A 25,160-nucleotide genomic window follows, 5' to 3' on the forward strand; every position below is an offset into this window, starting at 1 on the left:
GCCTTTGGTCTTGCTTTTTAAATATTTAAAAATGGATGACGGAATCATCCATTCTTTTTTAATTCTCTTTCGAAAGTATCTGAAAGTGCATTGAAGCTTAATTTCTCTAGAGTAAGAGGATGGGTAAAGGACAGTCGAAAGGCGTGGAGCATAAGCCGACTTATTTTTGATTTCCTATTATAGAGAGGGTCACCCAGGATAGGAAGATTATGATGCGAAAGGTGGACACGAATCTGATGGGTTCGCCCTGTCTTTAGCTTGCAACGAACCAAGGAAGTTTTGTTTGGAAATTGCTTTAATCTGCTTATATGCGTTTCGGCATATTGGCCATTTTTTGTATCAACTACTCGTTTTCTGCGATCATGGCGATCACGTCCGATTTTGTCTTTGAAAACAAGTTCTTTGCTGTTGATATGTCCGTCGACCTGTGCCCAATATTCCCTAGAAATCTCTTTTTTCTCAAGTAAGCGATTGAGGATAGGTAGGATAAAAGGATTTTTGGCAAAGAGAACTAAGCCACTGGTTTCCATGTCCAGACGATGAACGACATAACAGGTCTGGCCAACATAGGCACTGACATGGTTAAGAAGAGCAATTTCGTTTGGATGATTACCATGCGTTTTCATCCTCTCTGGTTTGTTGACAATAATCAAGTGTTGATCTTGATAAACCTCTTGAACGAGGTCAGGATTGCCCCAAGGGATTTCTTTTTCGGGATAATCTTCCTTGTCAAACGTTAACTGGCAAACATCTCCAGGACTTACAATCTCGTTCCAATGAACTTCTCGCTGATTAATCAAAATGTGTTTCTTGATTCTCAAAAAATGACGGATTTTTCTAGGGATGAGGAGTTGTTCCTCAAGTAATTGCTTTACCGTCATTTGAGGTAGAGAGTCTGGTAATGTAAATGTGAATTTCATACAGATATTGTAACAAAAAAAGCCCTATTTGGATAGGAAATAGCTAAATTCTTGTCTTCCTATGATGAAGATGATAAAATAAACGCATGAAATTAGATAAATTATTCGAGAAATTTCTTTCTCTTTTTAAAAAAGAAACAAGTGAACTAGAGGACTCTGATTCTACTAGCTTACGTCGCTCTCGTAGTGATCGAAAAAAATTAGCCCAAGTAGGTCCAATTCGAAAACTCTGGCGTCGCTATCATCTAACAAAGATTGTCCTTATACTAGGTTTGAGCGCAAGCTTGCTAGTTGGAACCTATTTGTTTGCTGTAGCCAAGTCAACCAATGTCAATGATTTGCAAAATGCCTTGAAAACTCGGACTCTCATTTTTGACCGTGAAGAAAAAGAGGCAGGTGCCTTGTCTGGTCAAAAGGGAACTTACGTTGAACTGACTGATATCAGTAAAAACTTGCAGAATGCTGTTATTGCGACAGAAGACCGTTCTTTCTATAAAAATGACGGGATTAACTACAGCCGTTTCTTCTTGGCTATTGTCACTGCTGGACGTTCAGGCGGTGGTTCTACTATTACCCAACAGCTGGCTAAAAATGCCTATTTGTCACAGGATCAAACCGTTGAGAGAAAAGCGAAAGAATTTTTCTTGGCTTTAGAATTGACTAAAAAATATAGCAAAGATCAGATCCTAACCATGTATCTTAACAACGCCTATTTTGGAAATGGTGTGTGGGGTGTAGAAGATGCGAGTAAGAAATACTTTGGGGTTTCTGCATCTGAAGTGAGTCTGGATCAAGCTGCTACTCTGGCAGGCATGCTTAAAGGGCCGGAATTGTATAATCCTTTAAATTCTGTGGAGGATTCTACCAATCGTCGCGATACTGTTTTGCAAAATATGGTTGCAGCGGGTTATATTGATAAAAATCAAGAAACCGAGGCTGCAGGAATTAATATGACCTCGCAATTGCAAGATAAGTATGAAGGAAAAATTTCAGATTACCGTTACCCTTCTTATTTTGACGCGGTGGTTAATGAAGCCGTTTCTAAGTATAATCTAACTGAGGAAGAAATCGTAAATAATGGCTACCGCATTTATACAGAGTTGGATCAAAACTACCAAGCAAATATGCAGGTTGTCTATGAAAACACCTCACTATTCCCGAGGGCAGAGGATGGAACATTTGCTCAATCAGGAAGTGTAGCTCTCGAACCGAAAACAGGGGGAGTGCGTGGGGTTGTCGGTCAAGTTGCAGACAATGATAAAACTGGATTTCGTAATTTCAACTATGCAACTCAATCAAAACGTAGTCCTGGTTCTGCAATTAAGCCTTTAGTTGTTTATACGCCAGCAGTTGAAGCAGGCTGGGCTTTGAATAAGCTCTTGGATAACCATACCATGCAGTACGACAGCTATAAGCTTGATAACTATGCAGGAATCAAAACGAGTCGAGAAGTTCCTATGTATCAAGCCTTGGCAGAGTCGCTTAATCTGTCTGCTGTTGCCACTGTTAATGATTTGGGCGTTGATAAGGCTTTTGAGGCGGGCGAAAAATTCGGACTCAACATGGAAAAAGTTGATCGTGTTCTTGGTGTCGCCTTGGGAAGCGGTGTTGAAACCAATCCTCTGCAAATGGCTCAAGCATATGCTGCCTTTGCAAATGAAGGTTTAATGCCTGAAGCTCATTTTATTAGTCGAATTGAAAATGCTAGTGGTCAGGTTATTGCGAGCCATAAAAATTCACAAAAACGGGTGATTGATAAGTCTGTAGCTGATAAGATGACCAGTATGATGTTGGGGACATTCACCAACGGTACCGGTATTAGTTCATCGCCTGCAGACTATGTCATGGCAGGGAAAACTGGAACAACTGAAGCAGTTTTCAATCCGGATTACACAAGTGACCAGTGGGTAATTGGTTATACTCCGGATGTAGTGATTAGCCACTGGCTTGGCTTTCCGACCACTGATGAAAATCACTATCTAGCAGGTTCGACTTCAAACGGTGCAGCACATGTCTTTAGAAACATTGCAAATACCATTTTACCTTATACGCCAGGAAGCACTTTTACGGTTGAAAATGCTTATAAGCAAAATGGAATTGGACCAGCCAATACAAAAAGACAAGTACAAACCAATGATAATAGCCAGACAGATGATAATTTGTCTGATATTCGAGGACGTGCGCAAAGTCTAGTAGATGAGGCTAGCCGGGCTATCTCAGATGCGAAGATTAAGGAAAAGGCTCAAACAATATGGGATTCGGTAGTCAATCTATTTCGCTAAGATGCTTGTCAAAGCCTAGCTTTCTTGTTATAATAGATAAGATGGAGGCGTTATGGCACTAAAAAAAGCAAGCCTAGCTTGTGCGGTTTGTGGTTCGAGAAACTATTCAATCAAGATTAGTGGAAACCCCAAGCCTACACGACTAGAAGTAAATAAATTTTGTAAGCATTGTGGCAAGTACACTACACACAGAGAAACGAGATAGGAGAGAGCGATGCGTTTTATTGGAGATATTTTTAGACTTCTTAAAGACACAACATGGCCAACTCGCAAGGAAAGCTGGAGAGATTTTCGTTCTATCATGGAATACACAGCTTTCTTTGTAGTAATTATTTACATTTTTGACCAGTTGATTGTTTCAGGTTTGATTCGATTTATTAACATTTTTTAGAAGGTTAGTGGAGTTAATTACACTAGAAATCTTCTATTTATGAAAGGAAATATCATGGATAGTTTTGATAAAGGGTGGTTTGTTTTACAAACTTATTCTGGTTATGAAAATAAGGTAAAAGAAAATCTATTACAACGTGCACAAACCTACAATATGTTGGATAATATTCTACGTGTTGAAATTCCAACACAAACAGTGCAAGTTGAAAAAAATGGAAAGAGAAAAGAAGTAGAAGAAAATCGCTTTCCAGGTTATGTTCTTGTAGAAATGGTCATGACAGATGAAGCTTGGTTTGTTGTTCGAAATACTCCGAACGTTACAGGATTTGTCGGATCACACGGGAACAGATCAAAACCAACTCCATTATTGGAACAAGAAATTCGTGACATTTTGATATCTATGGGACAAACTGTTCAAGAATTTGATTTCGATGTTGAGGTTGGTCAAACTGTACGTATTATTGATGGTGCTTTTGCAGATTACACTGGTAAGATTACAGAAATTGATAATAACAAAGTGAAGATGATTATCTCTATGTTTGGTAATGACACAGTTGCAGAAGTAAACCTAAACCAAATTGCAGAATTATAACCCTGAGAGAGGCATGCCCTCTCTTTTTTGTGCAGTTTAGACGGTGTAGGGAACAGAATGGGGGAAATGGGACAAAAGTGTTTCTGAATCTGTTAAACTGTATCTAGAAAGGGGAACGTTATGTTTAAAGAATTGTATAAAGAAGTCCAGGGGATTGTATATAAGTGTAGAAATGAATATTACCTTCATTTATGGGATCTATCGGATTGGGACCAAGAGGGGATGATTTGCTTACATGAATTGATTAGTAGAGAAGAAGGAATAGTAGAAGACATTCCTCGTTTAAGAAAATATTTCAAAACTAAGTTCCGTAATCGAATTCTAGACTATATCCGTAAGCAAGAAAGTCAAAAACGAAGATATGATAAAGAACCGTATGAAGAAGTAGGTGAGATTAGTCATCGTATCAGTGAGGGAGGTCTGTGTCTAGATGATTATTATCTCTTTCATGAGACACTAAGAGATTATAGAAGTAAACAAAGTAAAGACAAACAAGAAGAGTTAGAACGGGTCCTAAGACATGAACGCTTCCGAGGGCGTCAAAGAGTATTAAGAGACTTACGTATTGTGTTTAAGGAGTTTGATATCCGTACTCGGTAAGAAGCTATGCAAAAAAAAGAAAAAAGCAGAAAAAGTTGTTGACAAAAAATAAAAAGCCAGTATAATAGTAAGAGTTGAAAATAACAACTCTGGTCCGTTGGTCAAGGGGTTAAGACACCGCCTTTTCACGGCGGTAACACGGGTTCGAATCCCGTACGGACTATGGTATGTTGCGGATGGAACACTTGATGAAAAAAGATTAAAAAAGTTTCAAAAAAGTGTTGACAAGCGAAAGCACCTGTGATATACTAATATAGTTGTCGCTTGAGAGAAGTGAGTGACAAAGACCTTTGAAAACTGAACAAGACGAACCAATGTGCAGGGCACTACAACTAAGGTTGTAGTACTGAACAATGAAAAAAACAATAAATCTGTCAGTGACAGAAATGAGTGAGAACTCAAACTTTTAATGAGAGTTTGATCCTGGCTCAGGACGAACGCTGGCGGCGTGCCTAATACATGCAAGTAGAACGCTGAAGGAGGAGCTTGCTCTTCTGGATGAGTTGCGAACGGGTGAGTAACGCGTAGGTAACCTGCCTGGTAGCGGGGGATAACTATTGGAAACGATAGCTAATACCGCATAAGAGTAGATGTTGCATGACATTTGCTTAAAAGGTGCAATTGCATCACTACCAGATGGACCTGCGTTGTATTAGCTAGTTGGTGGGGTAACGGCTCACCAAGGCGACGATACATAGCCGACCTGAGAGGGTGATCGGCCACACTGGGACTGAGACACGGCCCAGACTCCTACGGGAGGCAGCAGTAGGGAATCTTCGGCAATGGACGAAAGTCTGACCGAGCAACGCCGCGTGAGTGAAGAAGGTTTTCGGATCGTAAAGCTCTGTTGTAAGAGAAGAACGAGTGTGAGAGTGGAAAGTTCACACTGTGACGGTATCTTACCAGAAAGGGACGGCTAACTACGTGCCAGCAGCCGCGGTAATACGTAGGTCCCGAGCGTTGTCCGGATTTATTGGGCGTAAAGCGAGCGCAGGCGGTTAGATAAGTCTGAAGTTAAAGGCTGTGGCTTAACCATAGTACGCTTTGGAAACTGTTTAACTTGAGTGCAAGAGGGGAGAGTGGAATTCCATGTGTAGCGGTGAAATGCGTAGATATATGGAGGAACACCGGTGGCGAAAGCGGCTCTCTGGCTTGTAACTGACGCTGAGGCTCGAAAGCGTGGGGAGCAAACAGGATTAGATACCCTGGTAGTCCACGCCGTAAACGATGAGTGCTAGGTGTTAGACCCTTTCCGGGGTTTAGTGCCGCAGCTAACGCATTAAGCACTCCGCCTGGGGAGTACGACCGCAAGGTTGAAACTCAAAGGAATTGACGGGGGCCCGCACAAGCGGTGGAGCATGTGGTTTAATTCGAAGCAACGCGAAGAACCTTACCAGGTCTTGACATCCCTCTGACCGCTCTAGAGATAGAGTTTTCCTTCGGGACAGAGGTGACAGGTGGTGCATGGTTGTCGTCAGCTCGTGTCGTGAGATGTTGGGTTAAGTCCCGCAACGAGCGCAACCCCTATTGTTAGTTGCCATCATTCAGTTGGGCACTCTAGCGAGACTGCCGGTAATAAACCGGAGGAAGGTGGGGATGACGTCAAATCATCATGCCCCTTATGACCTGGGCTACACACGTGCTACAATGGCTGGTACAACGAGTCGCAAGCCGGTGACGGCAAGCTAATCTCTTAAAGCCAGTCTCAGTTCGGATTGTAGGCTGCAACTCGCCTACATGAAGTCGGAATCGCTAGTAATCGCGGATCAGCACGCCGCGGTGAATACGTTCCCGGGCCTTGTACACACCGCCCGTCACACCACGAGAGTTTGTAACACCCGAAGTCGGTGAGGTAACCGTAAGGAGCCAGCCGCCTAAGGTGGGATAGATGATTGGGGTGAAGTCGTAACAAGGTAGCCGTATCGGAAGGTGCGGCTGGATCACCTCCTTTCTAAGGAAAAGGAACTGCGCATTGGTCTTGTTTAGTCTTGAGAGGTCTTGTGGGGCCTTAGCTCAGCTGGGAGAGCGCCTGCTTTGCACGCAGGAGGTCAGCGGTTCGATCCCGCTAGGCTCCATCGGTGAGAGATCACCAAGTAATGCACATTGAAAATTGAATATCTATATCAAATAGTAACAAGAAAATAAACCGAAAACGCTGTAGTATTAATAAGAGTTTATGACTGAAAGGTCAGAAAAATAAGGTTAAGTTAATAAGGGCGCACGGTGGATGCCTTGGCACTAGGAGCCGAAGAAGGACGTGACAAACGACGATATGCCTTGGGTAGCTGTAAGTAAGCGATGATCCAGGGATTTCCGAATGGGGGAACCCAACAGGTACTACCTGTTACCCACATCTGTTAAGGATGTGAGGAGGAAGACGCAGTGAACTGAAACATCTAAGTAGCTGCAGGAAGAGAAAGCAAAAGCGATTGCCTTAGTAGCGGCGAGCGAAACGGCAGAAGGGCAAACCGAAGAGTTTACTCTTCGGGGTTGTAGGACTGCAATGTGGACTCAAAGATTATAGAAGAATGATTTGGGAAGATCAGCCAAAGAGAGTAATAGCCTCGTATTTAAAATAGTCTTTGTACCTAGCAGTATCCTGAGTACGGCGGGACACGTGAAATCCCGTCGGAATCTGGGAGGACCATCTCCCAACCCTAAATACTCCCTAGTGACCGATAGTGAACCAGTACCGTGAGGGAAAGGTGAAAAGCACCCCGGGAGGGGAGTGAAATAGAACCTGAAACCGTGTGCCTACAACAAGTTCGAGCCCGTTAATGGGTGAGAGCGTGCCTTTTGTAGAATGAACCGGCGAGTTACGTTATGATGCGAGGTTAAGTTGAAGAGACGGAGCCGTAGGGAAACCGAGTCTGAATAGGGCGAATTAGTATCATGACGTAGACCCGAAACCATGTGACCTACCCATGAGCAGGTTGAAGGTGCGGTAAGACGCACTGGAGGACCGAACCAGGGCACGTTGAAAAGTGCTTGGATGACTTGTGGGTAGCGGAGAAATTCCAAACGAACTTGGAGATAGCTGGTTCTCTCCGAAATAGCTTTAGGGCTAGCGTCGACATAAAGATTCTTGGAGGTAGAGCACTGTTTGGGTGAGGGGTCCATCCCGGATTACCAATCTCAGATAAACTCCGAATGCCAATGAATTATGGTCGGCAGTCAGACTGCGAGTGCTAAGATCCGTAGTCGAAAGGGAAACAGCCCAGACCACCAGCTAAGGTCCCAAAATAATTGTTAAGTGGAAAAGGATGTGGGGTTGCACAGACAACTAGGATGTTAGCTTAGAAGCAGCTATTCATTCAAAGAGTGCGTAATAGCTCACTAGTCGAGTGACCCTGCGCCGAAAATGTACCGGGGCTAAAACAATTTACCGAAGCTGTGGATACCTTTATAGGTATGGTAGGAGAGCGTTCTATGTGTGATGAAGGTGTACCGTGAGGAGTGCTGGAACGCATAGAAGTGAGAATGCCGGTATGAGTAGCGAAAGACAGGTGAGAATCCTGTCCACCGTAAGACTAAGGTTTCCAGGGGAAGGCTCGTCCGCCCTGGGTTAGTCGGGACCTAAGGAGAGACCGAAAGGTGTATCCGATGGACAACAGGTTGATATTCCTGTACTAGAGTATGTAGTGATGGAGGGACGCAGTAGGCTAACTAAAGCAGACGATTGGAAGTGTCTGTCTAAGCAGTGAGGTGTGAACTGAGTCAAATGCTTAGTTCTATAACATTGAGCTGTGATGGGGAGCGAAGTTTAGTAGCGAAGTTAGTGACGTCACACTGCCAAGAAAAGCTTCTAGCGTTTAAACATACTCTACCCGTACCGCAAACCGACACAGGTAGTCGAGGCGAGTAGCCTCAGGTGAGCGAGAGAACTCTCGTTAAGGAACTCGGCAAAATGACCCCGTAACTTCGGGAGAAGGGGTGCTGACTTTAAGTCAGCCGCAGTGAATAGGCCCAAGCAACTGTTTATCAAAAACACAGCTCTCTGCTAAATCGTAAGATGATGTATAGGGGGTGACGCCTGCCCGGTGCTGGAAGGTTAAGAGGAGTGCTTAGCGCAAGCGAAGGTATGAATTGAAGCCCCAGTAAACGGCGGCCGTAACTATAACGGTCCTAAGGTAGCGAAATTCCTTGTCGGGTAAGTTCCGACCCGCACGAAAGGCGTAATGATTTGGGCACTGTCTCAACGAGAGACTCGGTGAAATTTTAGTACCTGTGAAGATGCAGGTTACCCGCGACAGGACGGAAAGACCCCATGGAGCTTTACTGCAGTTTGATATTGAGTGTCTGTACCACATGTACAGGATAGGTAGGAGTCTATGAGATCGGGACGCCAGTTTCGAAGGAGACGATGTTGGGATACTACCCTTGTGTTATGGCCACTCTAACCCAGATAGGTGATCCCTATCGGAGACAGTGTCTGACGGGCAGTTTGACTGGGGCGGTCGCCTCCTAAAAGGTAACGGAGGCGCCCAAAGGTTCCCTCAGAATGGTTGGAAATCATTCGCAGAGTGTAAAGGTATAAGGGAGCTTGACTGCGAGAGCTACAACTCGAGCAGGGACGAAAGTCGGGCTTAGTGATCCGGTGGTTCCGTATGGAAGGGCCATCGCTCAACGGATAAAAGCTACCCTGGGGATAACAGGCTTATCTCCCCCAAGAGTTCACATCGACGGGGAGGTTTGGCACCTCGATGTCGGCTCGTCGCATCCTGGGGCTGTAGTCGGTCCCAAGGGTTGGGCTGTTCGCCCATTAAAGCGGCACGCGAGCTGGGTTCAGAACGTCGTGAGACAGTTCGGTCCCTATCCGTCGCGGGCGTAGGAAATTTGAGAGGATCTGCTCCTAGTACGAGAGGACCAGAGTGGACTTACCGCTGGTGTACCAGTTGTCTTGCCAAAGGCATCGCTGGGTAGCTATGTAGGGAAGGGATAAACGCTGAAAGCATCTAAGTGTGAAACCCACCTCAAGATGAGATTTCCCATGATTTTATATCAGTAAGAGCCCTGAGAGATGATCAGGTAGATAGGTTAGAAGTGGAAGTGTGGCGACACATGTAGCGGACTAATACTAATAGCTCGAGGACTTATCCAAAGTAACTGAGAATATGAAAGCGAATGGTTTTCTTGATTTGAATAGATATTCAATTTTGAGTAGGTATTACTCAGAGTTAAGTGACGATAGCCTAGGAGATACACCTGTACCCATGCCGAACACAGAAGTTAAGCCCTAGAACGCCGGAAGTAGTTGGGGGTTGCCCCCTGTGAGATATGGAAGTCGCTTAGCTCTAGGGAGTTTAGCTCAGCTGGGAGAGCATCTGCCTTACAAGCAGAGGGTCAGCGGTTCGATCCCGTTAACTCCCATAGGTCCCGTAGTGTAGCGGTTATCACGTCGCCCTGTCACGGCGAAGATCGCGGGTTCGATTCCCGTCGGGACCGTTTAAGATAACGGAAGTTATTTTAGACTCGTTAGCTCAGTTGGTAGAGCAATTGACTTTTAATCAATGGGTCACTGGTTCGAGCCCAGTACGGGTCATATATGCGGGTTTGGCGGAATTGGCAGACGCACCAGATTTAGGATCTGGCGCTTAACGGCGTGGGGGTTCAAGTCCCTTAACCCGCATTAAGATATAATAAATGAGCCGGCTTAGCTCAGTTGGTAGAGCATCTGATTTGTAATCAGAGGGTCGCGTGTTCAAGTCATGTAGCCGGCATTTTTAGATAGAAGAAAACAGTGCGAACGTAGTTCAGTGGTAGAACACCACCTTGCCAAGGTGGGGGTCGCGGGTTCGAATCCCGTCGTTCGCTTAGAGAGGCCGGGGTGGCGGAACTGGCAGACGCACAGGACTTAAAATCCTGCGATTGGTAACGATCGTACCGGTTCGATTCCGGTCCTCGGCATAATATAATGAGCACCCTTAGCTCAACTGGATAGAGTACCTGACTACGAATCAGGCGGTTAGAGGTTCGACTCCTCTAGGGTGCATTTTTCTATTTAACTCGGGAAGTAGCTCAGCTTGGTAGAGTACTTGGTTTGGGACCAAGGTGTCGCAGGTTCGAATCCTGTCTTCCCGATACATTACAGAGATACGTAAATGTATCTTTTTTATTTAGCTCTTTGCCAACTGTAGTGGGTTGAAGAAAAGCTAAGCTCGAGAAAGTACAAAATTAAGAGAGAATCAGTTTGCTTCTCTCTTTTTTTGAATTCCAGTAATTCATTTTGATCGCGTATATTTTTTTGTTTCCTGATTTGTTCAATGAATACTGTAGTTTAGGTACATAAATTAAAATTTAACAGATTGTATAATTCTTACAAACTTTTAAGAAAGTAATTGAAGAGTTTTTTGCTCTGCCTATAATATATATGTTTTTGAGATGGAAATTTCCGATCTTTTGATTTTAAATAAGTATTAGTGTTCAATATAGTGTGAATTGGGTTTGATATTTCTTTTGAGGAAGCTGCCTTAGATTTTTCTACTTGTGTTTTATTGTATAGTGTATCTTGCTTGTTTTGAACAGAATCTTTTATGACATTTGTCATATCTCCTCATGACAGAAGCTTCTAGTGGCAGTAGATTCAAAGAATTATACTAGATGTATCAAATGGAGGAAGAAAAAAATGAAACATAAAGTAATTGTCGCAGTGAGTCTAGTAGCAGCAGGAGTCGTGACTTATCTCATGTTCTCAGGATTGGATGAAGATTTCTATCATTTTCCTTGGGAGCTATTTGCAGGATTTGGAATGATGTCCTGGCTTATCCGAGAAGGTTTGAAATTAGTCTCAGATGTGAAAAAGGAGTTTGAAAAATGAAAAAAGCGTTTCTCTATCTTTTTATTGGACTATCACTAGTGGTATGGTTTGTAGAAATGTTTACAGGTTGGTTTGATCAAGCCTTCCTTCACCAATTCATCCGTGGTGCCTGGGGACTAGGATTTATGATTTTTATCGCCTTTCCTATGGGAAAGGAGTGGCTGAAAGGAGAATATCATGAATATGATTAAGGTAGAAAGCCTAAATAAAAACATCAAGGGCAAGGCTATTTTGAAGGATATTTCCTTTGAGGTAGCTGAAGGTGAATGTGTTGCCATGATTGGGCCAAACGGAGCAGGAAAGACGACACTCTTGGACTGTTTGCTTGGAGATAAACTGGTCACCAGTGGGCAAGTATCTATCCAAGATTTGCCGGTAACGAGCTCTAAGTTAGACTACACAAGATCCTATCTCCCTCAAGAAAATGTAATTGTTCAAAAATTAAAGGTTAAAGAGTTGATTGTTTTCTTTCAACGTATCTATCCAAATCCCTTGAGCGAGCAGGAAATTGATCAACTATTGCAGTTTGACCAGCAACAAAAAGAGCAATTCGCAGAAAAATTATCAGGTGGACAAAAGCGTCTTTTCTCTTTTGTCTTGGCCTTAATTGGGCGACCAAAGCTTGTCTTTTTAGATGAGCCTACATCGGCTATGGATACCTCAACTCGTCAACGTTTTTGGGGAATTGTCGATCAGTTAAAGAAAAATGGTGTGACCATTGTCTATTCTTCTCACTATATCGAAGAGGTAGAGCATACAGCTGACCGGATTTTGGTTTTAAATAAGGGAGAGTTGATTCGTGATACGACGCCTCTAGCTATGCGTAGTGAGGAGATTGAAAAGCATTTTATCCTTCCTCTAGCTTACAAGGAAGTCGTTGAGAAGTCAAACTTGGTTGAAAACTGGTCACAAAAACAGGATGCTCTACAAGTAGTCACACGCGAAGCAGATGCTTTCTGGGAACTATTAGTCCGAGCAGGATGTAGGATTCAAGAAATTGAAGTCAATAATCGTAGCTTACTGGATACAATCTTTGAAGAAACACAAAAGGGAGATGACTAAGATGAAACAATGGATAGCATTAAATAAGATAGAATTTCTATTGACCAAACGACAATTAGTCTACTATCTATTATCCGTAGGGATGCCGACAGCCTTCTATTTATTCTTTTCAGGCATGTACCAGGACACACCAGGTGGACCAGCTAATTTTATGCGTGACTACCTCATCTCCATGACAGCCTTTTCCATGATGTCGACAGCCATGTTTTCATTTCCAGCTGTCTTACATACCGATAAAATCAACAACTGGCAGAAAACATTGCGCCATACCCCTGTAAATATGGTAGAATATTATCTATCAAAGATAACAAGTATGATGGTTGATTATTTGGTCTCAATCCTGGTTGTTTTCTCAGTTGGGCACTTGGTCAGAGGTGTGGATATGCCTCTAGGAAGCTGGATTGGGGCTGCGTTCTTGCTGATAGTAGGAAGTGTTGCCTTTGTAGCGCTTGGATTGACCTTGACACTCTTGCCTTCTAGTCAGCTGATGTCTGTCGTGGGCAATCTTCTCTATCTAGGCTTGGCTGTTTTAGGTGGACTCTGGATGCCCATCTCTTTATTTCCAGACTGGATGCAAGCAATCGGGAAGTGCCTACCAACTTATCAGTTGATGGAGTTGCTCAAGACCTTCTTAAACGAGGGTAGCATCAATCTATCAGCCACAGTTTATCTACTTGTTTTTTCAGCAGTTTTGTTTGGTTTGACTATTTACCTTCAAGGTCATAAGGAGAATGCTTAATGCTTGAAAGAATGAAAAGCATACACTATATGTTTTGGGCCAGTTTGATTTTTATGGTTTTTCCCATCGTTCCTGTAGTGACTGGGGAGCTTCCTAGCTGGCATTTATTGATTGATATTCTATTTGTAGTGGCTTACTTAGGCGTTTTAACCACCAAGAGCCAGCGCTTATCCTGGCTCTTTTGGATTATCATGCTAGCCTATGTAGCTGGCTATACCGCCTTTGTTGGTGTAAATTATATCTGGTTCTTCTTTTTCCTTGCTAATCTCTTAATTTATCATTTCGGCGTACGTAGTTTTAATTCTTTACATGTCCGGACTTTTCTCCTTGCTCAAGTCCTTGTTGTGGGCCAACTTTTGATTTTTCAGAGAATCGAAGTTGAGTTTCTATTCTATCTACTTGTAATTCTTACTTTTGTCGATTTAATGACTTTTGGATTGGTTCGGATTCGGATTGTGGAGGATTTGAAAGAAGCGCAGGCTAAGCAAAATGCCCAGATAAATCTATTGCTTGCTGAAAATGAACGTAGTCGTATCGGTCAGGATTTGCATGATAGCTTGGGCCATACCTTTGCTATGCTTAGTGTTAAAACTGATCTAGCCTTGCAGTTATTTCAAATGCAGGCTTACCCACAGGTGGAAAAGGAATTAAGAGAAATACAGCGAATTAGCAAAGAATCAATGCGTGAAGTGCGAACCATTGTGGAAAATCTTAAGTCTAGAACTTTGACATCCGAACTAGAGACTGTGAAAAAGATGTTAGAAATTGCTGGAATTGAGGTGGAAATAGCTAATCAACTAGATACAGCTAGCCTTACTCAGGAATTGGAGTCAACGGCTTCCATGATTTTGCTTGAATTAGTGACCAATATCATCAAACATGCTAAAGCGTCTAAAGTCTACTTAAAATTAGAACGGACAGAGAAAGAACTCATTCTAACAGTGAGAGATGATGGCTGTGGCTTTGCTTCTATAAAGGGGGATGACCTCCATACAGTTCGAGATCGTGTTCTTCCATTTTCGGGAGAAGTAAAGGTAATTAGCTGGAAAGAACCGACAGAAGTTCAGGTTCGACTACCTTATAAGGAGAGAAATTAAGATGAAACTACTTGTTGCAGAAGATCAAAGTATGCTACGAGATGCTATGTGTCAATTGCTCACGCTTCAACCGGATGTAGAGTCTGTCTTTCAAGCCAAGAATGGGCAAGAAGCAATCCAACTATTAGAAAGGGAGTCTGTAGATATCGCCATCCTTGACGTAGAAATGCCTGTTAAGACAGGTCTTGAAGTCTTGGAGTGGATACGAGCAGAAAATCTAGAAACAAAGGTGGTTGTGGTGACGACCTTCAAGCGTCCTGGGTATTTTGAACGTGCGGTCAAGGCTGGAGTAGATGCTTATGTATTAAAAGAAAGAAACATTGCAGACCTCATGCAAACCTTGCACACTGTCCTCGAAGGGCGCAAGGAGTATTCTCCTGAATTGATGGAAGTGGTGATGACGCATCCCAATCCGTTGACAGAACAAGAAATCGCAGTTTTAAAGGGAATCGCTCAGGGTTTCTCTAACCAAGAAATTGCAGATCAACTTTATTTATCAAACGGAACAGTCCGAAACTATGTCACCAATATTCTTTCGAAACTAGATGCTGGTAATCGAACAGAGGCAGCTAATATCGCGAAAGAATCTGGTTGGTTGTGATGATATAATATTTTTTGAACATTATGTGCTAAAATTGATGGGATTGAATGGAACAATACTAACTTTAGGAGGGTGGGATTCCTCCTTTTTCTTTTTTTGGGGAGCACTAAAAAAGAGCTAAAATTAACAATAAAAAAGAAAAATATCTTGACAACCAAGGGAAAATTTTGTTACAATAATAGACGGTACTTTTTACTTTTGGTCTCTCAAGAGTGTACAGGGACGTGCTGACAAATGTTGCAAAAGTACACACAGATGATAGCTGTCACCAAGTGTATCGTCACCAAAAATAAAAAAACACAGGAGAATGTAGATGCCTACAATTAACCAATTGGTTCGCAAACCGCGTAAATCAAAAGTAGAAAAATCTAAATCACCAGCTTTGAACGTTGGTTACAACAGTCATAAAAAAGTTCAAACAAACGTTTCTTCACCACAAAAACGTGGTGTTGCAACTCGTGTTGGAACAATGACACCTAAAAAACCTAACTCAGCCCTTCGTAAATTCGCTCGTGTACGTTTGAGCAACCTTATCGAAGTTACTGCCTACATCCCAGGTATCGGACACAACTTGCAAGAGCACAGCGTGGTGCTTCTTCGTGGTGGACGTGTAAAAGACCTTCCAGGGGTACGTTACCATATCGTCCGTGGTGCACTTGATACTGCAGGTGTTAACGATCGTAAACAAGGCCGTTCTAAATACGGTACTAAACGTCCAAAAGCATAAGGAAAGGGGATAAAGAGAAATGAGTCGTAAAAATAGAGCTCCAAAACGTGACGTATTGCCAGATCCGCTTTACAATTCACAACTAGTTACTCGTCTTATCAACCGCGTTATGCTTGATGGTAAACGTGGTACAGCTGCTTCAATCGTTTACGGTGCCTTTGAGCAAATCAAAGAAGCTACTGGAAACGATGCACTTGAAGTATTTGAAACAGCTATGGAAAACATCATGCCTGTACTTGAAGTACGTGCACGTCGTGTTGGTGGTTCTAACTACCAAGTCCCAGTTGAAGTTCGTCCAGAACGTCGTACAACACTTGGACTTCGTTGGTTGGTAACAATTGCTCGTCTTCGTGGTGAACACACAATGCAAGACCGTCTTGCAAAAGAAATCTTGGATGCTGCTAACAACACTGGTGCAGCTGTTAAGAAACGTGAAGACACTCACCGTATGGCTGAAGCTAACCGTGCATTCGCACACTTCCGTTGGTAATAAAATGATACCAAGAGCGGTAAAGGCCCAAGGCAAAAATAGGAAACTGATGCAGTGTTCCGTGAACACAAAGCAGTTTATCTTTTTTGCACCGGGCCTCGCTCGGGTTCAAATCAGCTAACTTGAGCTTTTAGCTCGAGTTCAACTCAACTTACCATCTCGTAAGTTGAAACCAACAATAGCATGAAAACATTGAGAACGGGTAGGTCCTGCCTATCCGTTTTTATTAAAATCGTGTTATAATAGAATAGAAATCAAAAATAAATAGGAGAAACAAACCTCATGGCACGCGAATTTTCACTTGAAAAAACTCGTAATATCGGTATCATGGCTCACGTCGATGCTGGTAAAACAACAACTACTGAGCGTATTCTTTACTACACTGGTAAAATCCACAAAATCGGTGAAACTCACGAAGGTGCGTCACAAATGGACTGGATGGAGCAAGAGCAAGAGCGTGGTATCACTATCACATCTGCTGCGACAACAGCTCAATGGAACAATCACCGCGTAAACATTATCGACACACCAGGACACGTGGACTTTACAATCGAAGTACAACGTTCTCTTCGTGTATTGGATGGTGCGGTTACCGTTCTTGACTCACAATCAGGTGTTGAGCCTCAAACTGAAACAGTTTGGCGTCAAGCAACTGAGTATGGAGTTCCACGTATCGTATTTGCCAACAAAATGGACAAAATCGGTGCTGACTTCCTTTACTCTGTAAGCACACTTCACGATCGTCTTCAAGCAAATGCACACCCAATCCAATTGCCAATCGGTTCTGAAGATGACTTCCGTGGTATCATCGACTTGATCAAGATGAAAGCTGAAATCTATACTAACGACCTTGGTACAGATATCCTTGAAGAAGACATCCCAGCTGAATACCTTGACCAAGCTCAAGAATACCGTGAAAAATTGATCGAAGCAGTTGCTGAAACTGACGAAGAATTGATGATGAAATACCTCGAAGGTGAAGAAATCACTAACGAAGAATTGAAAGCTGGTATCCGTAAAGCGACTATCAACGTTGAATTCTTCCCAGTATTGTGTGGTTCAGCCTTCAAGAACAAAGGTGTTCAATTGATGCTTGATGCGGTTATTGACTACCTTCCAAGCCCGCTTGACATCCCAGCAATCAAAGGTATTAACCCAGATACAGACGAAGAAGAAACTCGTCCAGCATCTGACGAAGAGCCATTTGCAGCTCTTGCCTTCAAGATCATGACTGACCCATTCGTAGGTCGTTTGACATTCTTCCGTGTTTACTCAGGTGTTCTTCAATCAGGTTCATACGTATTGAACACTTCTAAAGGTAAACGTGAACGTATCGGACGTATCCTTCAAATGCACGCTAACAGCCGTCAAGAAATTGACACTGTTTACTCAGGTGATATCGCTGCTGCCGTTGGTTTGAAAGATACTACAACTGGTGACTCATTGACAGATGAAAAAGCTAAAATCATCCTTGAGTCAATCAACGTTCCAGAACCAGTTATCCAATTGATGGTTGAACCAAAATCTAAAGCTGACCAAGATAAGATGGGTATTGCCCTTCAAAAATTGGCTGAAGAAGATCCAACATTCCGCGTTGAAACAAACGTTGAAACTGGTGAAACAGTTATCTCTGGTATGGGTGAGCTTCACCTTGACGTCCTTGTTGACCGTATGCGTCGTGAGTTCAAAGTTGAAGCGAACGTAGGTGCTCCTCAAGTATCTTACCGTGAAACATTCCGCGCTTCTACTCAAGCACGTGGATTCTTCAAACGTCAGTCTGGTGGTAAAGGTCAATTCGGTGATGTATGGATTGAATTTACTCCAAACGAAGAAGGTAAAGGATTCGAATTTGAAAACGCAATCGTCGGTGGTGTGGTTCCTCGTGAATTTATCCCAGCGGTTGAAAAAGGTTTGGTAGAATCTATGGCTAACGGTGTTCTTGCAGGTTACCCAATGGTTGACGTTAAAGCTAAGCTTTACGATGGTTCATACCACGATGTCGACTCATCTGAAACTGCCTTCAAGATCGCGGCTTCACTTGCTCTTAAAGAAGCTGCTAAATCAGCACAACCAGCTATCCTTGAGCCAATGATGCTTGTAACAATCACTGTTCCAGAAGAAAACCTTGGTGATGTTATGGGGCACGTAACTGCTCGTCGTGGACGTGTAGATGGTATGGAAGCACATGGTAACAGCCAAATCGTTCGTGCTTACGTTCCACTCGCTGAAATGTTCGGTTACGCAACAGTTCTTCGTTCTGCATCTCAAGGACGTGGTACATTCATGATGGTATTTGACCACTACGAAGATGTACCTAAGTCAGTACAAGAAGAAATCATTAAGAAAAACAAAGGTGAAGACTAATCAGTCCTCACTCTAGAAGGAAGTCACATAGTGGCTTCCTTTTGTCTTTAGAAAACACCTCTAAGTATGGTAAAATAGTAGGAGAATAATGTGAGGAAAATGAATGTCAAATAGTTTTGAAATTTTGATGAATCAATTGGGGATACCTGCTGAAATGAGACAGGCTCCTGTTTTAGCACAGGCTGATATTGAGCGAGTTGTGGTTCATAAAATTAGTAAGGTATGGGAGTTTCATTTCGTATTTTCTAATATTTTACCGATTGAAATCTTTTTAGAATTAAAGAAAGGTTTGAGGGAAGAATTTTCTAAGACAGGCAATAAAGCTATTTTCGAAATCAAGGCTCTGTCTCAAGAATTTTCAAATCAACTCTTGCAGTCCTACTATAGAGAGGCTTTCTCTGAAGGCCCATGTGCTAGTCAAGGTTTTAAGTCCCTTTATCAAAATTTACAAGTTCGTGCGGAAGGAAGTCAGCTCTTTATTGAAGGCTCTGAGGCTATTGATAAGGAACATTTTAAGAAGAATCATCTTCCTAATTTAGCTAAACAACTTGAAAAGTTTGGTTTTCCAACTTTTAATTGTCAAGTCGAGAAGAATGATGTGCTGACCCAAGAGCAGGAAGATGCCTTTCATGCGGAAAATGAGCAGATTGTTCAAGCTGCCAATGAGGAAGCGCTCCGTGCTATGGAGCAACTGGAACAGATGGCACCTCCTCCAGCGGAAGAGAAACCAGCCTTTGATTTTCAAACGAAAAAAGCTGTAGCTAAACCGAAGCTAGATAAGGCAGAGATTACTCCTATGATCGAAGTGACGACGGAAGAAAATCGTTTGGTATTTGAAGGGGTTGTTTTTGATGTGGAGCAAAAAGTGACCAGAACAGGGCGCGTTTTGATCAACTTTAAAATGACCGACTATACTTCAAGTTTTTCTATGCAAAAGTGGGTTAAAAATGAGGAAGAGGCTCAGAAATTTGATCTAATCAAGAAAAATTCTTGGCTACGAGTGCGTGGAAATGTGGAGATGAATAACTTCACACGCGATTTGACAATGAACGTGCAGGATGTGCAGGAGGTTGTTCACTATGAGCGGAAGGATTTGATGCCAGAAGGTGAGCGCCGGGTTGAGTTTCATGCTCATACTAACATGTCGACCATGGATGCTCTGCCAGAGGTTGAAGAAATCGTTGCGACAGCTGCTAAGTGGGGACACAAGGCTGTTGCCATCACGGACCACGGGAATGTCCAGTCCTTCCCACACGGCTATAAGGCGGCCAAAAAAGCGGGAATTCAGCTGATTTATGGAATGGAAGCCAATATCGTGGAGGATCGTGTTCCTATCGTTTATAACGAAGTGGAAATGGACTTATCAGAAGCGACCTATGTGGTTTTTGACGTGGAAACGACGGGACTTTCAGCTATCTATAATGATTTGATTCAGGTTGCGGCCTCTAAGATGTACAAGGGGAATGTTATTGCTGAATTTGATGAATTTATCAATCCTGGGCATCCCTTGTCAGCTTTTACTACTGAATTGACCGGAATTACAGATGATCATGTAAAAAATGCTAAACCACTGGAACAAGTTTTGCAAGAATTCCAAGAATTTTGCCAGGATACTGTCCTAGTCGCCCACAATGCGACCTTTGACGTTGGCTTTATGAATGCCAACTATGAGCGTCATGGTCTTCCTAAAATTAGCCAGCCAGTGATTGATACGCTGGAGTTTGCTAGAAACCTCTATCCTGAGTATAAACGTCATGGTTTGGGGCCTTTGACCAAGCGTTTTGGTGTGGCTTTGGAACATCACCACATGGCCAACTACGATGCGGAAGCGACTGGTCGTCTGCTTTTCATCTTTATCAAAGAGGTGGCAGAAAAACATGGTGTGACAGACTTGGCTAGACTAAACATTGATTTGATTAGTCCAGACTCTTATAAAAAAGCTCGAATCAAGCATGCGACCATTTATGTCAAGAATCAGGTAGGGCTAAAAAATATCTTTAAGCTGGTTTCCTTGTCTAATACCAAGTACTTTGAAGGGGCACCACGGATTCCGAGAACGGTTCTAGATGCCCATCGGGAGGGCTTGATTTTAGGATCAGCCTGTGCAGAAGGCGAAGTTTTTGATGCGGTCGTTTCTCAAGGTGTGGATGCGGCGGTTGAGGTGGCCAAGTATTATGACTTTATTGAGGTTATGCCACCAGCTATCTATGCTCCCTTGATTGCCAAGGAGCAGGTCAAGGATATGGAGGAACTCCAGACCATTATCAAGAGTTTGATAGAGGTGGGAGACCGTCTTGGTAAGCCTGTTCTGGCTACGGGGAATGTCCACTATATCGAACCAGAAGAAGAAATTTACCGTGAAATTATTGTCCGTAGTTTGGGACAAGGAGCTATGATTAACCGAACTATCGGTCATGGGGAACATGCCCAACCAGCTCCTCTTCCGAAGGCTCATTTTCGAACAACCAATGAGATGTTGGATGAATTTGCCTTCTTGGGAGAGGAACTAGCTCGCAAATTGGTTATTGAAAACACCAATGCCTTGGTAGAAATCTTTGAGCCTGTTGAGGTAGTTAAGGGGGACTTGTATACGCCTTTTATCGACAAGGCTGAAGAAACAGTTGCCGAGTTGACCTATAAGAAAGCTTTTGAGATTTATGGAAATCCGCTGCCAGATATCGTTGATTTGCGGATTGAAAAAGAATTAACCTCTATTCTGGGGAATGGATTTGCCGTGATTTATCTGGCATCGCAGATGCTGGTGCAACGTTCCAATGAACGGGGTTACTTGGTTGGTTCTCGTGGGTCTGTCGGATCTAGTTTCGTTGCGACCATGATTGGGATTACAGAGGTCAATCCTCTTTCTCCTCACTATGTCTGTGGTCAGTGTCAGTACAGTGAATTTATCACAGATGGTTCGTACGGTTCAGGATTTGATATGCCCAATAAGGACTGTCCAAACTGTGGTCATAAACTCAGCAAAAACGGACAGGATATTCCTTTCGAGACCTTCCTTGGTTTTGATGGGGATAAGGTTCCTGATATTGACTTGAACTTCTCGGGAGAAGACCAGCCTAGCGCCCACTTGGATGTGCGTGATATCTTTGGTGAGGAATATGCCTTCCGTGCAGGAACGGTTGGTACGGTGGCTGCCAAGACTGCCTATGGCTTTGTCAAGGGTTACGAGCGAGATTATGGGAAGTTTTATCGTGATGCAGAGGTGGAACGTCTTGCTCAAGGCGCTGCCGGTGTCAAGCGGACAACAGGACAACACCCCGGGGGAATCGTTGTTATTCCTAACTACATGGATGTTTACGACTTTACGCCTGTCCAGTATCCAGCAGATGACGTGACGGCTGAATGGCAAACGACTCACTTTAACTTCCACGATATCGATGAGAACGTTCTTAAACTTGATGTACTGGGACATGATGATCCGACCATGATTAGGAAATTGCAGGACTTGTCTGGGATTGACCCTAATGAAATCCCTATGGATGACGAAGGTGTAATGGCCCTCTTTTCTGGGACTGATGTGCTAGGGGTGACTCCTGAACAAATCGGAACGCCAACGGGCATGCTGGGAATTCCAGAGTTTGGGACCAACTTTGTACGTGGGATGGTAGACGAGACGCATCCGACGACCTTTGCGGAGTTGCTACAGTTATCTGGATTGTCTCACGGTACTGATGTCTGGTTGGGAAATGCCCAGGATCTGATTAAACAAGGGATTGCTGACCTATCGACTGTTATCGGTTGTCGGGATGACATCATGGTTTACCTTATGCATGCGGGTCTCGAACCTAAGATGGCCTTTACCATCATGGAACGGGTGCGTAAGGGCTTGTGGCTGAAGATTTCTGAAGAAGAGAGAAATGGCTATATCGAAGCTATGAAGGCCAATAAGGTACCAGAGTGGTATATCGAGTCCTGTGGGAAAATTAAGTACATGTTCCCTAAAGCCCATGCGGCAGCCTACGTTATGATGGCCTTGCGTGTAGCTTACTTCAAGGTTCACCATCCCATTTATTATTACTGTGCTTACTTCTCCATCCGTGCTAAGGCTTTTGATATCAAGACCATGGGTGCGGGCTTGGATGCCATCAAACGCAGAATGGAAGAAATCTCTGAAAAAAGGAAGAACAATGAAGCCTCTAATGTGGAGATTGACCTCTATACAACTCTTGAGATTGTTAATGAAATGTGGGAACGTGGTTTCAAGTTTGGGAAGTTAGACCTTTACCGTAGTGATGCGACTGAATTCATCATTGACGGAGATACACTGATTCCACCATTTGTTGCTATGGATGGTCTGGGAGAGAACGTTGCCAAGCAATTGGTGCGAGCGCGTGAAGAGGGAGAATTCCTCTCTAAAACAGAACTACGCAAGCGTGGTGGGCTCTCATCAACCTTGGTTGAAAAGATGGATGAAATGGGGATTCTGGGCAATATGCCAGAGGATAATCAGTTGAGTTTGTTTGATGAGTTGTTTTAAGGTCTTGGAGGAAAAAAGATGAAACTAAGAATTTTTGCGGAAGATAAGCCGGCTGAGAAGGTGTTTGAGTATCAATTGGAACTTGCTGATCAAACAATTCTTCTATCAACAGCACTCTTGTCAGGTGCTATTGCTTTAGCAGGATTATTCTCTGCTTTGAAAGAAAAAGAAAAATAAAAATAGAAAAGAGAAAATTACATGGTTTTACCAAATTTTAAAGAAAATCTAGAAAAATATGCGAAATTGTTGGCTGCAAATGGAATCAATGTGCAACCTGGTCACACTTTGGCTCTTTCTATCGATGTGGAGCAACGTGAGTTGGCTCACTTAATCGTCAAAGAAGCTTACGCTTTGGGTGCGCATGAGGTTATCGTTCAGTGGACAGATGATGTCATTAATCGTGAGAAATTCCTCCATGCGCCGATGGAGCGTTTGGACAATGTGCCAGAATACAAGATTGCTGAGATGAACTATCTTTTGGAGAACAAAGCTAGCCGTCTTGGGGTTCGTTCATCTGATCCAGGTGCCTTGAACGGAGTGGACGCTGATAAGCTTTCAGCTTCTGCTAAAGCTATGGGACTTGCCATGAAGCCAATGCGAATCGCAACTCAATCTAACAAGGTTAGTTGGACTGTAGCAGCCGCTGCTGGACTTGAGTGGGCTAAGAAAGTCTTTCCAAATGCTGCGAGCGATGAAGAAGCAGTTGATCTACTTTGGGACCAAATCTTCAAAACTTGTCGTGTCTACGAAGCAGATCCTGTTAAGGCTTGGGAAGAGCATGCAGCTATCCTCAAGAGCAAGGCCGATATGCTTAATAAAGAGCAATTTTCAGCCCTTCACTACACAGCGCCAGGGACAGATTTGACACTTGGTTTGCCAAAGAACCACGTTTGGGAATCAGCTGGCGCTATTAATGCGCAGGGCGAAGGATTCTTGCCAAATATGCCGACAGAGGAAGTCTTCACAGCGCCTGACTTCCGTCGCGCAGATGGTTATGTCACTTCTACAAAACCGCTTAGCTATAACGGAAATATCATTGAAGGTATTAAGGTAACCTTTAAGGATGGACAAATCGTAGATATCACTGCTGAGAAGGGTGATCAGGTCATGAAAGACCTTGTCTTTGAAAATACGGGGGCGCGTGCCTTAGGTGAATGTGCCTTGGTACCAGATCCAAGCCCAATTTCTCAGTCAGGCATTACCTTCTTTAACACCCTTTTCGATGAGAATGCGTCAAACCACTTGGCTATCGGTGCAGCCTATGCGACTAGCGTAGTTGGTGGAGCGGAGATGAGCGAAGAGGAGCTTGAAGCTGCAGGGCTTAACCGTTCAGATGTTCACGTAGACTTTATGATTGGTTCTAACCAAATGAATATCGATGGTATCCGTGAGGATGGGACACGTGTACCACTCTTCCGTAACGGAGATTGGGCAAATTAAGGAGATAATATGTTAGGAAGTATGTTCGTTGGCCTCCTAGTGGGATTTTTAGCAGGCACTCTGACCAATCGTGGAGAGCGAATGGGATGTTTTGGAAAAATGTTTCTAGGCTGGATTGGTGCCTTTATAGGCCATTTGCTTTTTGGGACTTGGGGACCGATAATGGCAGGAACCGCCATTATTCCGGCAGTACTAGGTTCCATGATTGTTTTAGCGATTTTCTGGAGACGAGGAAGTTAATTTCTTAAATCTGATACTCAATGAAAATCAAAGAGCAAACTAGGAAACTAGCCGCAGGTTTCTCAAAGCACTGCTTTGAGGTTGTAGATGAAACTGACGAAGTCAGCTCAAAACACTGTTTTGAGGTTGTGGATAGAACTGACGAAGTCAGCTCAAAACACCGTTTTGAGGTAGTAGATAAGACTGACGAAGTCAGTTACATATATATATATACGGCAAGGCGACGTTGACGCGGTTTGAAGAGATTTTTGAAGAGTATGAAATGAAAAGGAGGTTGGTCATTGAGACAGCCTCCTTTTGATAT

Annotated in this window: 20 protein-coding genes, 11 tRNA genes and 3 rRNA genes; 33 read left to right on the forward strand and 1 reads right to left on the reverse strand. The window is 43.3% G+C overall.

Features of this window, described 5'->3' with window-relative positions; genetic code table 11:
* Positions 1-44 precede the first annotated feature (44 nt).
* The gene (locus STYK_RS01150; protein WP_315972278.1) at positions 45-920 is read right to left on the reverse strand and encodes an RluA family pseudouridine synthase; all 876 of its coding nucleotides are present in this window, start codon (positions 918-920) and stop codon (positions 45-47) included.
* 86 nt (positions 921-1,006) lie between these two features.
* Here STYK_RS01150 and pbp2a point away from each other — a divergent pair, with 86 nt between their 5' ends.
* From pbp2a to STYK_RS01315, 33 genes are all read left to right on the forward strand, one after another.
* Complete coding sequence (gene pbp2a / locus STYK_RS01155) at positions 1,007-3,202, forward strand: penicillin-binding protein PBP2A (RefSeq protein ID WP_261805091.1); 2,196 nt, start codon at positions 1,007-1,009, stop codon at positions 3,200-3,202.
* Positions 3,203-3,254: 52 nt separating this feature from the next.
* Positions 3,255-3,407, forward strand: a complete 153-nt coding sequence (gene rpmG, locus STYK_RS01160; RefSeq protein ID WP_001809375.1) for a 50S ribosomal protein L33 — start codon at positions 3,255-3,257, stop codon at positions 3,405-3,407.
* A gap of 9 nt (positions 3,408-3,416) precedes the next feature.
* The gene (gene secE / locus STYK_RS01165; protein WP_001210991.1) at positions 3,417-3,593 is read left to right on the forward strand and encodes a preprotein translocase subunit SecE; all 177 of its coding nucleotides are present in this window, start codon (positions 3,417-3,419) and stop codon (positions 3,591-3,593) included.
* A gap of 54 nt (positions 3,594-3,647) precedes the next feature.
* On the forward strand, positions 3,648-4,184 hold the full coding sequence (nusG, locus tag STYK_RS01170) for a transcription termination/antitermination protein NusG (RefSeq protein ID WP_000376734.1): 537 nt from the start codon (positions 3,648-3,650) through the stop codon (positions 4,182-4,184).
* A gap of 120 nt (positions 4,185-4,304) precedes the next feature.
* The gene (locus tag STYK_RS01175; protein WP_261805006.1) at positions 4,305-4,784 is read left to right on the forward strand and encodes a sigma-70 RNA polymerase sigma factor region 4 domain-containing protein; all 480 of its coding nucleotides are present in this window, start codon (positions 4,305-4,307) and stop codon (positions 4,782-4,784) included.
* 91 nt (positions 4,785-4,875) lie between these two features.
* Positions 4,876-4,947 (forward strand) — tRNA-Glu (locus STYK_RS01180).
* A gap of 242 nt (positions 4,948-5,189) precedes the next feature.
* A 16S ribosomal RNA gene (locus STYK_RS01185) occupies positions 5,190-6,735 on the forward strand.
* 51 nt (positions 6,736-6,786) lie between these two features.
* Positions 6,787-6,859 (forward strand) — tRNA-Ala (locus tag STYK_RS01190).
* Positions 6,860-6,984: 125 nt separating this feature from the next.
* A 23S ribosomal RNA gene (locus STYK_RS01195) occupies positions 6,985-9,885 on the forward strand.
* Between the two features lie 76 nt (positions 9,886-9,961).
* Positions 9,962-10,077: ribosomal RNA gene (rrf, locus tag STYK_RS01200) — 5S ribosomal RNA — on the forward strand.
* The 16S, 23S and 5S rRNA genes sit together here with 11 tRNA genes alongside, the layout of an rRNA operon.
* Before the next feature lie 4 nt (positions 10,078-10,081).
* Positions 10,082-10,154, forward strand: a tRNA-Val gene (locus tag STYK_RS01205).
* A 2-nt stretch (positions 10,155-10,156) separates the two neighbouring features.
* Positions 10,157-10,229, forward strand: a tRNA-Asp gene (locus STYK_RS01210).
* A 24-nt stretch (positions 10,230-10,253) separates the two neighbouring features.
* Positions 10,254-10,326: transfer RNA gene (locus STYK_RS01215), tRNA-Lys, on the forward strand.
* A 5-nt stretch (positions 10,327-10,331) separates the two neighbouring features.
* Positions 10,332-10,413: transfer RNA gene (locus tag STYK_RS01220), tRNA-Leu, on the forward strand.
* A gap of 18 nt (positions 10,414-10,431) precedes the next feature.
* Positions 10,432-10,504: transfer RNA gene (locus STYK_RS01225), tRNA-Thr, on the forward strand.
* 22 nt (positions 10,505-10,526) lie between these two features.
* A tRNA-Gly gene (locus tag STYK_RS01230) sits at positions 10,527-10,598 on the forward strand.
* Positions 10,599-10,605: 7 nt separating this feature from the next.
* Positions 10,606-10,691: transfer RNA gene (locus tag STYK_RS01235), tRNA-Leu, on the forward strand.
* 11 nt (positions 10,692-10,702) lie between these two features.
* A tRNA-Arg gene (locus STYK_RS01240) sits at positions 10,703-10,776 on the forward strand.
* 15 nt (positions 10,777-10,791) lie between these two features.
* Positions 10,792-10,865 (forward strand) — tRNA-Pro (locus tag STYK_RS01245).
* A 544-nt stretch (positions 10,866-11,409) separates the two neighbouring features.
* Positions 11,410-11,601, forward strand: a complete 192-nt coding sequence (locus STYK_RS01250; protein WP_049543646.1) for a hypothetical protein — start codon at positions 11,410-11,412, stop codon at positions 11,599-11,601.
* Positions 11,598-11,792 carry a hypothetical protein gene (locus tag STYK_RS01255; RefSeq protein ID WP_049543649.1) on the forward strand — a complete coding sequence of 65 codons (195 nt, stop codon included), beginning with the start codon at positions 11,598-11,600 and terminating at the stop codon, positions 11,790-11,792. Before STYK_RS01250 ends, STYK_RS01255 begins: the two co-directional genes overlap by 4 nt.
* Positions 11,779-12,663: an ABC transporter ATP-binding protein gene (locus STYK_RS01260; RefSeq protein WP_261805092.1), complete on the forward strand. Its 885-nt coding sequence runs from the start codon at positions 11,779-11,781 to the stop codon at positions 12,661-12,663. Before STYK_RS01255 ends, STYK_RS01260 begins: the two co-directional genes overlap by 14 nt.
* A gap of 1 nt (position 12,664) precedes the next feature.
* Positions 12,665-13,402, forward strand: a complete 738-nt coding sequence (locus STYK_RS01265; protein WP_060627196.1) for an ABC transporter permease — start codon at positions 12,665-12,667, stop codon at positions 13,400-13,402.
* A complete protein-coding gene (locus tag STYK_RS01270; RefSeq protein ID WP_261805093.1) occupies positions 13,402-14,499 on the forward strand; it encodes a sensor histidine kinase in 1,098 nt (365 codons plus the stop codon). Before STYK_RS01265 ends, STYK_RS01270 begins: the two co-directional genes overlap by 1 nt.
* A 1-nt stretch (position 14,500) precedes the next feature.
* The gene (locus STYK_RS01275) at positions 14,501-15,100 is read left to right on the forward strand and encodes a response regulator transcription factor (protein WP_049502240.1); all 600 of its coding nucleotides are present in this window, start codon (positions 14,501-14,503) and stop codon (positions 15,098-15,100) included.
* Between the two features lie 313 nt (positions 15,101-15,413).
* Positions 15,414-15,827 carry a 30S ribosomal protein S12 gene (gene rpsL, locus STYK_RS01280; RefSeq protein WP_001142332.1) on the forward strand — a complete coding sequence of 138 codons (414 nt, stop codon included), beginning with the start codon at positions 15,414-15,416 and terminating at the stop codon, positions 15,825-15,827.
* 19 nt (positions 15,828-15,846) lie between these two features.
* Entirely contained in the window at positions 15,847-16,317 is a 471-nt protein-coding gene (gene rpsG, locus STYK_RS01285; protein ID WP_000087873.1) for a 30S ribosomal protein S7, read from the forward strand.
* 282 nt (positions 16,318-16,599) lie between these two features.
* Positions 16,600-18,681, forward strand: a complete 2,082-nt coding sequence (gene fusA / locus STYK_RS01290; protein WP_000090348.1) for an elongation factor G — start codon at positions 16,600-16,602, stop codon at positions 18,679-18,681.
* Between the two features lie 103 nt (positions 18,682-18,784).
* Positions 18,785-23,176: a PolC-type DNA polymerase III gene (locus STYK_RS01295; protein ID WP_261805094.1), complete on the forward strand. Its 4,392-nt coding sequence runs from the start codon at positions 18,785-18,787 to the stop codon at positions 23,174-23,176.
* 18 nt (positions 23,177-23,194) lie between these two features.
* Entirely contained in the window at positions 23,195-23,353 is a 159-nt protein-coding gene (locus STYK_RS01300; RefSeq protein ID WP_261012977.1) for a hypothetical protein, read from the forward strand.
* A gap of 21 nt (positions 23,354-23,374) precedes the next feature.
* Positions 23,375-24,616 (forward strand): aminopeptidase, encoded by a 1,242-nt coding sequence (locus STYK_RS01305; RefSeq protein WP_261805095.1) that lies wholly within the window; start codon positions 23,375-23,377, stop codon positions 24,614-24,616.
* Between the two features lie 9 nt (positions 24,617-24,625).
* On the forward strand, positions 24,626-24,856 hold the full coding sequence (locus STYK_RS01310; RefSeq protein WP_049521020.1) for a GlsB/YeaQ/YmgE family stress response membrane protein: 231 nt from the start codon (positions 24,626-24,628) through the stop codon (positions 24,854-24,856).
* Between the two features lie 20 nt (positions 24,857-24,876).
* Positions 24,877-25,086 (forward strand): hypothetical protein, encoded by a 210-nt coding sequence (locus STYK_RS01315; RefSeq protein WP_261805096.1) that lies wholly within the window; start codon positions 24,877-24,879, stop codon positions 25,084-25,086.
* The last annotated feature ends 74 nt before the right edge of the window (positions 25,087-25,160 follow it).

The organism is Streptococcus toyakuensis, from assembly GCF_024346585.1.
GTDB classification, from domain to species: Bacteria; Bacillota; Bacilli; order Lactobacillales; family Streptococcaceae; genus Streptococcus; species Streptococcus toyakuensis.